The organism is Actinacidiphila sp. bgisy144 (assembly GCF_057708105.1).
In genome coordinates, this window is the sequence record NZ_JBYIRM010000017.1 from 17,910 (window position 1) to 31,891 (window position 13,982).

Consider the following 13,982-nt stretch of genomic DNA (forward strand, 5'->3'; position numbering starts at 1 on the left):
CCGCGGGGCCGTCCGCCGGGCTACTGCTCCAGCGCGCCGCAGGCGGTCAGGCGCAGCGCGGTGTCGATCAGGGGGACGTGGCTGAACGCCTGCGGGAAGTTCCCCACCTGGCGCTGGCGCCGCGGGTCCCACTCCTCCGCGAGCAGCCCGAGGTCGTTGCGCAGGGCGAGCAGCTTCTCGAAGAGCCGCCGCGCCTCCTGCACCCGCCCGATCATCGCGAGGTCGTCGGCGAGCCAGAACGAGCAGGCCAGGAAGGCCCCTTCGTCGCCGGGCAGCCCGTCGAGGTTCTCCTCGCCGCTCGCGTCGCCGCTGGAGGTGGGGTAGCGCAGCACGAAGCCGTCCGCCGTGGACAGCTCCCGCTGGATCGCCTCGATGGTGCCGATCACCCGCTTGTCGTCCGGGGGCAGGAAGCCCATCTGCGGGATCAGCAGCAGCGAGGCGTCCAACTCGCGCGAGCCGTACGACTGGGTGAAGGTGTTGCGCTCCTTGTCGTACCCCTTCTCGCACACGTCGTAGTGGATCTCGTCCCGCAGTTCCTTCAGCTGCTCCAGCGGGCCCTCGATCTCGCCGGACTCGATGAGCTTGACGGTGCGGTCGACGGCCACCCAGGCCATCACCTTGGAGTGCACGAAGTGGCGGCGCGGGCCGCGCACCTCCCAGATGCCCTCGTCGGGCTCCATCCAGTGCTTCTCCAGATAGCGGATCAGCTTGAGCTGGAGCACGCTCGCGTAGTCGTTGCGCGCCAGGCCGGTCATGTGGCCCAGGTGCAGCGCCTCGGTGACCTCGCCGTACACGTCGAGCTGGAGCTGGTGCGCGGCGCCGTTGCCGATCCGCACCGGCGAGGAGTTCTCGTAGCCGGGCAGCCAGTGCAGCGTGTTCTCGCCGAGCTCGCGCTCCCCGGCGATGCCGTACATGATCTGGAGGTTCTCCGGGTCGCCGGCCACCGCCCGCAGCAGCCACTCGCGCCAGGCGCGGGCCTCCTCGCGGTAGCCGGTGCGCAGCAGCGACGACAGGGTGATCGCGGCGTCCCGCAGCCAGGTGAAGCGGTAGTCCCAGTTGCGCACCCCGCCGATGTCCTCCGGCAGGGAGGTGGTGGGCGCGGCGACGATCCCGCCGGTCGGCCCGTAGGTGAGGGCCTTGAGCGTGATCAGGGAGCGGATCACGGCCTCGCGGTAGGGGCCGGAGTAGGTGCACTGCTCGACCCACTCGCGCCAGAAGTCCTCGGTCGCGGTGAGCGAGCCCTGCGGGTCGGGCAGCGACGGCTGCGGCTTGTGCGACGGCTCCCAGCTGATGGTGAAGCAGACCCGGTCACCGGGGGAGACGGTGAAGTCGCTGTAGGTGGTCAGGTCCTCGCCGTAGGTCTCGACATCGGTGTCCAGCCAGACCGAGTCCGGCCCGGCCACCGCGACCGTGCGGTCCCCGACCTGCTGCACCCAGGGCACCACCTGGCCGTAGGAGAAGCGCATCCGCAGCGAGGAGCGCATGGCCACCTTGCCGCTGACGCCCTCCACTATCCGGATCACCTGCGGCGCGCCGTCGCGCGGCGGCATGAAGTCGATCACCCGGGCGGTGCCGGTCGCGGTGTCCCACTCCGACTCCAGGACCAGCGACTCGCCGCGGTAGTGGCGGCGCGTCGCGTCCGGCGTCCTCGCACCCTCGGGCACGGCCGGGCCGATCCGCCAGAAGCCGTGCTGGTCGGTGCCGAGCAGGCCGGCGAAGACCGCCGGCGAGTCGAACCGCGGAAGGCACAGCCAGTCGACGGTGCCGTCCCTGCAGACCAGTGCGGCGGTCTGCATGTCACCGATGAGTGCGTAGTCCTCGATACGCCCTGCCACGTGAAACTCCAGTCGAACACGGCGCCGCCCCCGCTGGGACGGTCTTGCGGTATGGGGGCAATTCCTTCGGCGAGTCAGCTCTGGAACTGTGGACGAGCTAGTGATCCGGAGGGGGGCGGGGATGTGCCGTGCCGGTCGCTCGCGCAATGCGTTCGAGCAGAATACGTCCTCCCAGCGAGCCGTGCGTGCCTCTCGCTGATCTTCATTGAGCCGGTCGGGTGGCCCCGCCGCCCGGCGGCCGCGGAGCGGACGTCGCCGCAGGCAGACGCGGTGAGCGCCCGCCGTCCAGCCTCGCACGCCGAGCCCCGGGCACGCGATCGGCACCCGGCGTCCCCGCGGTCGCCACCGTTTCCTCACACCATCGCCATGCGGCCGTCGCGCGGTGCACACTCCCCGGCGGTCCGCGCCTGTCGCCCATCGCGCCCGGCGGCGCTGATACCCTGGTAGCCCGTGGGCCGGTGGGCTGTGAACCACTGAACCGCCGCGGCGGCGCGCCAGACCCGAGCGCCGCCCGACACTCACCTCGCGACCACGGGAGCCCCCTCTTGGCCTCATTGCTGAACAGTGCGCCGAAATCCACGACGACCAAGCACATCTTCGTCACCGGCGGGGTGGCCTCGTCGCTGGGCAAGGGGCTCACCGCCTCCAGCCTCGGCGCCTTGCTCAAGGCACGCGGCCTGCGCGTCACCATGCAGAAGCTCGACCCGTACCTGAACGTGGACCCGGGCACGATGAACCCGTTCCAGCACGGTGAGGTATTCGTCACCGACGACGGCGCCGAGACCGACCTCGACATCGGCCACTACGAGCGCTTCCTGGACGTGAACCTCGCCGGCTCGGCCAACGTCACCACCGGCCAGGTCTACTCCACGGTGATCGCCAAGGAGCGGCGCGGGGAGTACCTCGGCGACACCGTCCAGGTCATCCCGCACATCACCAACGAGATCAAGTCCCGTATCCGGCGGATGGCCGGCGAGGACGTCGACGTGGTCATCACCGAGGTCGGCGGCACCGTCGGCGACATCGAGTCGCTGCCCTTCCTGGAGTCGGTGCGCCAGGTCCGCCACGAGGTCGGCCGCGACAACGTCTTCGTGGTGCACATCTCCCTGCTGCCCTACATCGGCCCGTCCGGCGAGCTGAAGACCAAGCCGACCCAGCACTCGGTGGCCGCCCTGCGCAACATCGGCATCCAGCCCGACGCGATCGTGCTGCGCGCCGACCGCGAGGTGCCCACCGCCATCAAGCGCAAGGTCTCCCTGATGTGCGACGTCGACGAGGACGCGGTGGTCGCCGCGATCGACGCCCCCTCCATCTACGACATCCCCAAGGTCCTGCACACCGAGGGCCTGGACGCCTACGTGGTGCGCCGCCTGGACCTGCCCTTCCGCGACGTGGACTGGACCCAGTGGGACGACCTGCTCAAGCGGGTGCACGAACCCGCCCACGAGGTCACCGTCGCCCTGGTCGGCAAGTACATCGACCTGCCCGACGCCTACCTGTCGGTCACCGAGGCGATCCGGGCCGGCGGCTTCGCGAACAACGCCCGCGTCGCCGTCAAGTGGGTCGCCTCCGACGACTGCGAGACCCCGGCCGGCGCCGCCGCGCAGCTCGCCGGCGTCGACGCGGTGTGCGTGCCCGGCGGCTTCGGCGACCGCGGTGTGGAGGGCAAGGTCCGCGCCATCACCTACGCGCGCGAGAACCGCATCCCGCTGCTCGGCCTTTGCCTGGGCCTCCAGTGCATCGTGATCGAGGCCGCCCGCAACCTCGCCGGGATCGCCGACGCCAACTCCACCGAGTTCGACCCGGCGACCCCCCACCCGGTGATCTCCACCATGGCCGAGCAGCTCGACATCGTGGACGGCAAGGGCGACCTCGGCGGCACCATGCGCCTGGGCACCTACCCCGCGCAGCTCGCCGAGGGCTCCATCGTCCGCGAGGTCTACGGCGACCGGCCCCGCGTCGAGGAGCGCCACCGCCACCGCTACGAGGTGAACAACGCCTACCGGGCCGAGCTGGAGCAGAAGACCGGCCTGGTCTTCTCCGGCACCTCGCCCGACGACAAGCTGGTGGAGTACGTCGAGTACCCGCGCGAGGTGCACCCGTACCTGGTGGCGACCCAGGCGCACCCGGAGCTGAAGTCGCGCCCCACCCGGCCGCACCCGCTCTTCGCCGGCCTGGTCAAGGCCGCGGTCGCCGCCCAGGTGAAGCGCTGACGCCCCACCGGCGTCCCCGCCGACTCCCCGCCGGCGTCCCGGTACGCCGGCGGTGATCCGACTCCCTGACATCCCGGAAGGCGCAGCATGCTCCAGGACACCCCGCAGGAGTGGCAGGTCACGGCCACCGCCACGCCGTTCACCGGCAAGAAGACCGGTGTGCGCACCGACCACGTGGTGATGCCCGACGGCTCCACGGCCAGCCGCGACTACCAGGTCCACCCCGGCTCGGTCGCGGTGCTCGCCCTCGACGACGCCGACCGCGTCCTGGTGCTCAAGCAGTACCGGCACCCGGTCCGGCAGAAGCTGTGGGAGATCCCCGCCGGGCTGCTCGACATCCCCGGTGAGAACCCGCTGCACGCCGCCCAGCGCGAGCTGTACGAGGAGGCGCACGCCAAGGCCGAGGACTGGCGGGTGCTCGCCGACATCTACACCAGCCCCGGCGGCTCCGACGAGGCGGTGCGGGTCTTCCTGGCCCGCGGCGTCTCCGACGCGGACGGCGAGCGCTTCGCGGTCAGCGAGGAGGAGGCCGACCTGGAGTACGCGCGGGTGCCGCTGGCCGAGCTGGTCCAGGCGGTGCTGGCGGGCGAACTCCACAACAGCTGCCTGGTGGTCGGGGTGCTCGCGCTCAACGCGGCGATCGCCTCCGGCGGGCTGGACGCCCTGCGGCCGGCCGAGGCGCCGTGGCCGGCGCGGCCGTTCACCGCGTAGCGGAGCCGTCCGCGGCAGAGAGCAGGGAGCAGGATGCGGGAAACGGGGTGTGAAGGGCAGCGGTCCGAGGGCGCGGGGTGATCTGAAAGGGTGATCATTGGCGCCGCCGTCGGCCACGGGCCCGGGGGCGTGGGGCCCGGCGTGAACTAGGCTCGACGCGCCCCCTTCCCGGGGCACCACCTCACCTCCGGGAGCGCGCCCGTGCCGGACCAGGCCCTCGACCCGTGGCGGTCCCCTGCGGGGAACACCGGCGAGACCGGCCGCCCCGCGGACCCCGAGCGCACGCCCGACCCGGACCCGGAAGAGGGTGCGGCCGCGCGGGGACGCGAGCTGCCCGGGGAGGACGCCGAACCGGCGGCGGAAGAGGCCGAGGCGGCCGGAGAGGCTGAGGAGTCCGCCGGAGAGCCCGAGGCGCCGGAGGGGCCGCGACCGGCGGCGGAAGGGGCCGAGCCGGGCGAAGCGCGGGTCCAGTTGCCGAGGCCGCCCGCCCGGGCACCCGAGCCGGCGTCCGGGGCCGCACCGGACGGCAGTGCCGAGGCCCGCGCCGTACGGCCCCGGCCCGGCACGTACACGGCGACCGCGGCCGCACCCGTTCCGGCTCCAGCGGCCCCGCCGCGGCCCCCGCACCCGCCCGCCGCGGCACCGCCCCAGGCCCCGCCGGCCACCGAACCGGACAGCGGCGCCGTGGTGCGCCCACTGCCCGAGCCGGCACCGTACTTCACCGGCCGGGAGCGCGAACTCGCCCAGCTGCGGGCCGACATCGTACGGCCCGGGCTTGCCGCGGCGGGCCGGAAACAGCCGGACCGCGGCCGGGTGCTGCTGGTGGTCGGCCGGCCCGGCGCCGGTCGCACCGAGGTGGCGGTGAAGCTCGCCCGGGAGGTCGCGGCGGCCTATCCCGACGGCCGCTTCTTCACGCGGCTCACCGGCACCGACGGCGAACCCGTGCCCGCCGAGAGAGTCGCCCGCGCGCTACTGGGGGCCCTGGCCGCCCGGGTGCCCTCCGCCGCCCGCCCCGCGGTGCCCGGGCAGCCGTCGCCCGGCAGCGGCGGCGCCGAACCGGCCGAGGACCCGGTGGCCGCGCTGCGCAAGGCAACCGCCGGGCGCCGCCTGCTGCTGGTCCTCGACGACGTGGCACGCGCCGACCAGCTCACCGCGCTGCTGCCCGACGCGCCCGGCAGCCTGGTCGTGGCGACCGCGGACGGCCCGCTGACCGGCGTCCCCGACGTCCGCCCCTGCGCCCTCGGCGGCCTGGACGCCCCCGCCTCCCTGACACTGATCGCCCACACCACCGGCCGCACCCGCCTGACCAACGACCCGCGGGCCGCCGAGGCACTCGTCCAGGAACTGGCCGGGCACCCCACCGCGCTGCGGCTGGCCGCCGCCTGGCTCGCGGCCCAGCCGCGCATGCCGCTGTCCGAGGCGACCGCGCGGCTGCGCGCCCTCCCCGGCACCCCGCCCGCCCCTGCCGCCCCGTCGGCACCCCCGGCCCCGGCCCCGGCGCCCGCCCCGGACGGCCCGGGCCCGGCCGAGGAGGGCGGCGGCGCGGCTCCCCAACAGCCCGGCCCCGTGCCGCCCGGCCCCGTACGCCGCCCCAGCGCTCCGCCCGAGCTGCTGCGGGCCTTCCGGGCCGCGTACGGCATCCTCCCGGCGCCGGTCGCCCGCCTGCTGCGCAGCCTCGTGCTCGCCCCGGCCGGAAGCATCGACGCCCAGGTCGCCTCCGCGCTGGCCGGCTGCGCGGTGGACGCCGCCGAGCGCGCCCTCGCCGGCCTGGCCGACGCCGCGCTGCTGGTGCGCGGCCCCGCCGACGGGCTGTACCGGGTGCCCGGCTGCCTCGAAGAGCTGCTGCGGGCCCTGCTGGCCGGCAGCGACCGCCCGCAGGACATCCGGCTGGCCCGGGCGCGGATGCTGGAGCGGACCGTAAGGCTGCTGGAGTCATGCCGGGCGGCGCTGGCGCGCGAGGGCGGCACGGACGCGCTGCCGGCCACCGTCCGGTTCGCCTCGCCCGCCGCCGCGGCCGGCTGGCTGCTGGCCCGCCGCCCGGCACTGATGGCCGCCGCCCGCGCCGCGGTGGCCGACGGCGAACTCGACACCCTCGCCCGCCGGTTGGTCGCCGCGCTGGTCCGCGCACTGCTCGCGCTGCCCGCCGCCGCGCCCGGGCCGGCCGGCGGAAGCCGCGGCCCCGGCACCCGCGCCGACCGCTACGAACTGCACACCCTGGCGCTGACCGTCGCCGAGCGCCGCCGCCTGCCGCGCGAGCGGGCCGCCGCGCTGATCAACCTCGCCGACCTCGACGCGGAGGCGGGCCGCACCGAACAGGCCGTCACCGCCTACCGCGACGCGCTGCAAGCCGCCCGCGCCGCCGACGACAGCGGCGCCGAGGGACGGGTGCTGGAGGCGATCGGCGGCTGCCACCTCGAACTCGGCGACCTCTCCCGGGCCGGCGACTGGTTCGGCCGCGCGCTCGCCCTGCGCCAGGGCCGCGGCGAACTCGCCGACCAGGCGCGGCTGCACGCCCGGATCGGCGCGGTCCTGACGTACCAGGGCAGCCACGGCCCGGCGCTGCGCGAGTGGCGCGCGGCCGCCGGGGTGCACCGCCGCCTCGGCGACGTGGGCGCGCAGGCCCGGGCGCTGGCCGAGGCGGCCCGGGTCCAGGAGTACGCCGGGCTGCCCGAGGACGCCCTGCGCACCTGCCGCGACGCGCTGTACTACGCCCGCCAGGTCGGCGAACGGCGGCTGGAGGCCGCCGTGCTGCTGCGGCTGGCCGACGCGCTCCAGCACCTTGGCGACACCGGGGGCGCCGACCTCCAGCGCGCCGCCGCCCGCCGCCTGCTGCGCGCCGGCGAGCGCCCGGCGTTCTGACCCGCGTCCCACGCAGCCGGGCGTAACAACGGCGTCATCTGGACGTGACCAGCCTACGAAACTGCCAATGGTCTCCGCTGAACCCACCACTTTGTAAGGCTGGACAGCGGCTCTTCCTTCACTAGACTGAGTTTCGCCGCACACAAGCCGGTCAGGTCCGGAGTGTCGCGCGATGCCGCCGCATGTCCGGACACCGGACGTGTGGGCGCACCCTCTCCCGAACCTCCCTCCTCAGTGCAAGGACCGTGATCGACGTGAAGGTGGGCATCCCCCGCGAGGTCAAGAACAACGAGTTCCGCGTGGCCATCACCCCGGCCGGCGTCCATGAGCTCGTCCGGCACGGCCACGAGGTCGTCGTCGAGCAGGGCGCCGGGGCCGGCTCGTCGATCCCCGACGAGGAGTACCTGTCGGCGGGCGCGGCCGTGCTCGGCGGCGCCGACGAGGTGTGGGGCGCCGCGGACCTGCTGCTGAAGGTCAAGGAGCCGGTCGCCGAGGAGTACCACCGGCTGCGCAAGGACCAGGTCCTGTTCACCTATCTGCACCTGGCCGCCTCCCGCGCCTGCACCGACGCGCTGCTGGCCTCCGGCACCACCGCCATCGCGTACGAGACGGTCGAGACCCCCGGCCGCCGGCTGCCGCTGCTGGCCCCGATGTCCGAGGTCGCCGGGCGGCTCGCCCCGCAGGTCGGCGCCTACCACCTGATGCGCTCGGCCGGCGGCCGCGGGGTGCTGCCCGGCGGGGTGCCCGGGGTGAAGTCCGGCCGCGCCGTGGTGATCGGCGCCGGCGTCTCCGGCTGGCACGCCACCACCATCGCGCTCGGCCTCGGCTTCCACGTCACCCTGCTGGACAAGGATGTCGACAAACTGCGCGAGGCCGACAAGGTGTTCGGCAACCGCGTGCAGACCGTCACCTCCAACGCCCTCGCGCTGGAGCAGGCCGTCCTCGACGCCGACCTGGTCGTGGGCGCGGTGCTGGTGCCCGGCGCCAAGGCGCCCAAGCTGGTCACCAACGACCTGGTCTCCCGGATGAAGCAGGGATCGGTACTTGTCGACATCGCGATCGACCAGGGCGGCTGCTTCGAGGACTCCCGCCCCACCACGCACGCCGAACCGACCTTCGCCGTCCACGACTCGGTCTTCTACTGCGTGGCCAACATGCCCGGCGCGGTGCCCAACACCTCGACGTACGCGCTCACCAACGTGACGCTGCCCTACATCGTCGAACTGGCGAACCGCGGCTGGCGCGAGGCGCTGCGGCGCGACGAGGCCCTCGCGCTCGGCCTCAACACCTATGAGGGGCAGGTCGTTTACGGGTCCGTCGCCGAGGCGCACGGCCTGACCGCCGCTGACCTGCACACCGTGCTGGGCTGACCGCCCGCGCGTGCGAAGAAACGTCACGCGCGCACGGCCGGTGCCAACTGCGCGCCCACGGCGGGGTCTTGTCCATCGAGACCCCGCCGTCCGCGTGGTTACGCCCTTGACAGAGGGGTGTTCCGTTCCCGACACATCGTGCCGTGTCCGGCGGATTGTGTTGCTGCGAACCACCGACACGCCATAGAGTCGCGAAACGTCGGCTGTAGTCACGCTGACCTATCTAGAAGTTTCCTGGTCACCAAGGAGGTAAGACGACTTGTGAATGAGTCGACATTTGCTCCCGGGGGTGGTCAACCAGGAACGACCGTCGGTTCGGTTGCGGTCCGTACCTTCGATTCCCGCCGGCCCGAGACGACGACCACGGAGACGCTCCCCGGTTACGCCATGGCTCCTTACGACGACGACCACGACCTGCAAGACGGTCAGTTCTACGACCCGGACGCCGAGTACGAGCCGGACCCGGAGTACGCGGCCACGCTCGCGCCCGACGCCGCCCGGCAGCGCCGCGAGCGCGTCGGCCCCACCGGCCGCCCGCTGCCGTACTTCCCGATCCCGAACCCGCTCACCGACCACGGCCCGGCGAAGATCATCGCGATGTGCAACCAGAAGGGCGGGGTCGGCAAGACCACCTCGACCATCAACCTGGGTGCCGCGCTCGCCGAGTACGGCCGCCGGGTGCTGCTCGTCGACTTCGACCCGCAGGGCGCCTTGTCGGTCGGCCTCGGGGTCAACCCGATGGAACTCGACATCACCGTCTACAACCTGCTGATGGAACGCGGCCTGGCCCCCGACGAGGTGCTGCTGAAGACCGCCGTCCCCGGCATGGACCTGCTGCCCAGCAACATCGACCTGTCCGCCGCCGAGGTGCAGCTGGTCAGCGAGGTGGCCCGCGAGTCCGCGCTCCAGCGCGCCCTCAAGCCGCTGATGTCCGACTACGACTACATCGTCATCGACTGCCAGCCCTCGCTCGGCCTGCTCACCGTCAACGCGCTCACCGCGGCGCACTCGGTGATCGTGCCGCTGGAGTGCGAGTTCTTCGCGCTGCGCGGGGTCGCGCTGCTCACCGAGACCATCGAGAAGGTCCGCGAGCGGCTCAACCCCGAGCTGGAACTCGACGGCATCCTCGCCACGATGTACGACTCGCGCACCGTGCACAGCCGCGAGGTGCTGGCCCGGGTGGTCGAGGCGTTCGACGACCACGTCTTCCACACCGTCATCGGCCGCACCGTGCGCTTCCCGGAGACCACCGTGGCCGGCGAGCCGATCACCACGTACGCGTCCAACTCCGTGGGTGCCGCCGCATATCGCCAACTCGCCAGGGAGGTGCTCGCCCGGTGCCACGCCGAGTGAGTCTGCCGGGCGCCGACGAACTGTTCCGGACCACCGGCGGGGCGTCGCTCCAGGCACCCTCGCCGCCGCACGGCGCCGAGGCGGACACCGACGCACGGCCCGGCGGCCCCGGCGCGCCGGGCAGCGGCGCCGCGCCCGCCGCCCCCGCACCGAACGGGTCCGCGCCCGGTGAGGAGCACACCGGTCGGGACGGCGCCCGTACGGTGCCGCCCGGGCAGCGCCGCCCGGCGCCCGGGGAGCGCACGCCGGAGCGCGGCGGCGCCGTCCAGGCCGCCGCGACGGCCCCGGCGCCCGGGGCGACCGCGACCGTCACTCCGGGCAAGCCCACCCCGCCGCCGATCACGGCGACACCCCAACCCGCCGCGCCCGCACGGCGCAAGGCGCCCCGGCAGAACCGCCGGCCCAGCGGGCGCGAGCGCCACGACGAGAAGATCACGGTCTACGTCTCCGCGGAGGAGCTGATGGACCTGGAGCACGCCCGGCTGGTGCTGCGCGGCGAGCACGGGCTCGCCATCGACCGCGGCCGGATCGTCCGCGAGGCGGTCGCAGTCGTCCTGGCGGATCTGGAGTCGCGCGGGGACGCGAGCATTCTCGTCCGCCGCCTCAGAGGGCGCTGACGCGCCGACGGGACCGCCCCGGCCACGGCGAGTAGCCTGCTGGCGATGCCTACCTCACCCGCCACCCCCCGCCGCAGCCTCGGACGCGGCGCAGCCGCAGCAGCAGCGGCGGAACCGGCCCCTGCGCCGGAACAGGCGGCGGACGAAGCAGAGGGCGCGGCCGCGGACGTGACCGTGGAGGTGGCTGCGGAGGCTGCGGAGGCAGCGGAGGACGCACCCGCGGAGGTGGCGGAGGACGTACCCGCGGAGGTGGCCGCCGACGGGCCCGAGGGGAGCGAACCCGAGGGGGGCGGGGACCGGTTCACGGTGCGGCTGGCGAACTTCGAGGGGCCGTTCGACCTGCTGTTGCAGCTGATCGCGAAGCACCGCCTCGACGTCACCGAGATCGCCCTGTCGAAGGTCACCAACGAGTTCATGGCGCACCTGCGCGCGATGGGCGCGGACTGGGACCTCGACCAGACCACGGAGTTCCTGGTCGTCGCGGCCACGCTGCTGGACCTGAAGGCGGCCCGGCTGCTGCCCGCCGCCGAGGTGGAGGACGAGGCCGACCTCGCGCTGCTGGAGGCGCGGGACCTGCTCTTCGCCCGGCTGCTCCAGTACCGCGCGTTCAAGCAGATCGCCGCGATCTTCGCGGAGCGGCTGGAGCAGGAGGCGCTGCGCCACCCGCGCACCGTCGGACTGGAGCCGCAGCACGCGGAGTTGCTGCCGGAGGTGGTGCTGAGCATCGGCCCGGAGCGGTTCGCGCAGCTGGCGGTGAAGGCGATGCAGCCCAAGCCGAAGCCGCAGGTGTACGTGGACCACATCCACGCACCGCTGGTCAGCGTGCGGGAGCAGGCCGAGCATGTGATCGCGCTGCTGCGGGAGCGCGGCGCGGCCAGCTTCGGCGAGCTGACCGCCGACGCGGCCGACACCCTCACGGTCGTGGCGCGCTTCCTGGCGCTGCTGGAGCTGTACCGGGAGAAGGCGGTCGCCCTGGACCAGGAAGAGGCGCTGGGCGCGCTCCAGGTGCGCTGGACGGGTGCGGCGCGGGACGCGGCGCCGCTGGTGACCGACGAGTTCGACCAGGAGGCCGCGGCGGCGGACTCCCGCGGCACCGGCGGGCGTACCGCCGGCGCCGCCGCCGACCCCGGCGCGGCCGGGAAGGGAGAGCAGGGATGACCGACGTGACCGACCTCACGCGGGGCGCCGCGGGCACCCCCGCCGCCGACGGTGCGGCCGCCCCCGCGGGGCTGCTCGCCGCCGAGACCGCCGAGCTGGAGCTGAAGCCGGCGCTGGAGGCGGTGCTCATGGTGGTGGACGAGCCCGCGACCGAGGAGCACCTGGCGAAGGTGCTGGGCCGGCCGCGGCGGGCGGTGGGCAAGGCGCTGCGCGAGCTGTCCGACGACTACACCCGCGAGGGCCGGGGCTTCGACCTGCGGCTGGTCGCGGGCGGCTGGCGGTTCTACACCCGCCCGGGCTTCTCCGCGGCGGTGGAGAGCTTCGTACTGGACGGCCAGCACGCCCGGCTGACCCAGGCCGCGCTGGAGACGCTGGCCGTGGTCGCCTACCGGCAGCCGGTCAGCCGGTCCCGGGTCTCGGCGGTGCGCGGGGTCAACTGCGACGGGGTCATGCGCACCCTGCTCCAGCGCGGGCTGGTGGCCGAAGGTGGGACGGAACCCGAGACAGGTGCGATCCTGTACACGACGACGAACTACTTCCTGGAACGCATGGGCCTGCGCAGCCTCGACGAGCTGCCCGAGCTCGCCCCGTTCCTGCCGGAGGCGGAAGCGGTCGAGGCGGAGTCCGCGGAAGGGCTCCCGTCCTTCGACCCGGACGCCCCGGACGATCCACCGACGACCTCGAACATGTCGAACACCTCGAACACCTCGATTACGGAACCTTGATGCGAAGCAGCGACAGGAACAGCGGCGGCAACCGGAAACCCCGCGGCGGCAGTGGCGGCGGGCCCGCCGGCGGCTCTTCCGGCGGTTCTTCGGGCGGCCGGCGCGCCGACAAGCCCGAGCGCCCCCGCAAGCCGCGTCCGGAGGAGCGCCGCTACGACGTAGGCGCCACCGGGCAGTCCGGCGCGAACAAGCCCGGCGGAATGCCGCGCACCAAGGACGCGGGCGGCGCGAAGCCCGGGGCCCGGCCGACCGGCAACCGCGGCCGCAAGCCGGTACCCGCCCGCCCGCGCGAGCTCGACGCCCAGATCGAGGAGCGCAACCGCGAGCGGCACAGCAAGCCGCAGATCCGGACGCCCAAGACGTTCCCCGGCGCCGAGCAGGAGGGCGAGCGGCTCCAGAAGGTGCTGGCCAGGGCCGGCATGGGCTCGCGCCGCGCGTGCGAGGAGCTGATCGAGCAGCGCCGGGTCGAGGTGAACGGCGAGATCGTCACCGAGCAGGGCATGCGCGTCGACCCCGACCACGACGAGGTGAAGGTCGACGGGCTGACCGTCGCCACCCAGTCGTACCTGTTCTTCGCGCTCAACAAGCCGGCCGGTGTCGTCTCCACGATGGAGGACCCCGACGGGCGGCAGTGCCTGGGCGACTACGTCACCAACCGCGACACCCGGCTCTTCCACGTCGGCCGGCTCGACACCGAGACCGAGGGCCTGATCCTGCTCACCAACCACGGCGAGTTGGCCCACCGGCTGACCCACCCGCGCTACGGCGTGCAGAAGACCTACCTCGCCGCGATCCAGGGCCCGTTGCCCCGTGACCTGGGCAAGCAGCTCAAGAGCGGCATCGAGCTGGAGGACGGCTGGGCGCGCGCCGACCACTTCCGGATCGTGCACAACACCGGCAAGAACTACCTGGTCGAGGTGACCCTCCACGAGGGCCGCAAGCACATCGTGCGCCGCATGCTGGCCGAGGCGGGCTTCCCCGTCGACAAGCTGGTGCGCACCAGCTTCGGGCCGATCCCGCTCGGCGACCAGAAGTCCGGGTGGCTGCGCCGCCTGACCAACACCGAGGTCGGCATGCTCATGCGCGAGGTCGACCTGTAGCAGGCGGGGGCGGCGGCCTCCCGGTAAGGGCCGGCATCCCG

At 73.8% G+C, this 13,982-nt stretch carries 10 protein-coding genes; 9 read left to right on the forward strand and 1 reads right to left on the reverse strand.

The features are described from left to right. Positions 1 to 20 precede the first annotated feature (20 nt). Positions 21 to 1,847, reverse strand: a complete 1,827-nt coding sequence (locus tag AC3EVP_RS20235) for a glycoside hydrolase family 15 protein (RefSeq protein WP_435131744.1) — start codon at positions 1,845 to 1,847, stop codon at positions 21 to 23. A 542-nt stretch (positions 1,848 to 2,389) separates the two neighbouring features. Between AC3EVP_RS20235 and pyrG the strand changes: the two genes are divergently transcribed. The 9 genes from pyrG to AC3EVP_RS20280 all read left to right on the forward strand — a co-directional run bounded on the left by pyrG (position 2,390) and on the right by AC3EVP_RS20280 (position 13,941). Further along, positions 2,390 to 4,048 (forward strand): CTP synthase, encoded by a 1,659-nt coding sequence (pyrG, locus tag AC3EVP_RS20240; protein WP_435131745.1) that lies wholly within the window; start codon positions 2,390 to 2,392, stop codon positions 4,046 to 4,048. 87 nt (positions 4,049 to 4,135) lie between these two features. Next, positions 4,136 to 4,759 (forward strand): NUDIX domain-containing protein, encoded by a 624-nt coding sequence (locus AC3EVP_RS20245; protein ID WP_335982213.1) that lies wholly within the window; start codon positions 4,136 to 4,138, stop codon positions 4,757 to 4,759. A 201-nt stretch (positions 4,760 to 4,960) separates the two neighbouring features. Next, the gene (locus tag AC3EVP_RS20250) at positions 4,961 to 7,618 is read left to right on the forward strand and encodes a tetratricopeptide repeat protein (RefSeq protein WP_435131572.1); all 2,658 of its coding nucleotides are present in this window, start codon (positions 4,961 to 4,963) and stop codon (positions 7,616 to 7,618) included. Between the two features lie 254 nt (positions 7,619 to 7,872). Continuing rightward, on the forward strand, positions 7,873 to 8,988 hold the full coding sequence (gene ald, locus AC3EVP_RS20255; protein WP_335982333.1) for an alanine dehydrogenase: 1,116 nt from the start codon (positions 7,873 to 7,875) through the stop codon (positions 8,986 to 8,988). Between the two features lie 261 nt (positions 8,989 to 9,249). After that, positions 9,250 to 10,341: a ParA family protein gene (locus tag AC3EVP_RS20260; RefSeq protein ID WP_335982217.1), complete on the forward strand. Its 1,092-nt coding sequence runs from the start codon at positions 9,250 to 9,252 to the stop codon at positions 10,339 to 10,341. Then, positions 10,326 to 10,958, forward strand: a complete 633-nt coding sequence (locus tag AC3EVP_RS20265; protein WP_335982219.1) for a hypothetical protein — start codon at positions 10,326 to 10,328, stop codon at positions 10,956 to 10,958. Before AC3EVP_RS20260 ends, AC3EVP_RS20265 begins: the two co-directional genes overlap by 16 nt. A 45-nt stretch (positions 10,959 to 11,003) precedes the next feature. Next, positions 11,004 to 12,116 (forward strand): segregation and condensation protein A, encoded by a 1,113-nt coding sequence (locus tag AC3EVP_RS20270; protein WP_435131575.1) that lies wholly within the window; start codon positions 11,004 to 11,006, stop codon positions 12,114 to 12,116. Next, positions 12,113 to 12,841, forward strand: coding sequence for an SMC-Scp complex subunit ScpB (gene scpB, locus AC3EVP_RS20275; protein ID WP_335982223.1), 729 nt, complete (start codon positions 12,113 to 12,115; stop codon positions 12,839 to 12,841). The genes AC3EVP_RS20270 and scpB overlap by 4 nt, the downstream gene beginning before the upstream one ends. Beyond that, positions 12,841 to 13,941: a pseudouridine synthase gene (locus tag AC3EVP_RS20280; RefSeq protein ID WP_335982225.1), complete on the forward strand. Its 1,101-nt coding sequence runs from the start codon at positions 12,841 to 12,843 to the stop codon at positions 13,939 to 13,941. Before scpB ends, AC3EVP_RS20280 begins: the two co-directional genes overlap by 1 nt. Positions 13,942 to 13,982 lie beyond the last annotated feature (41 nt).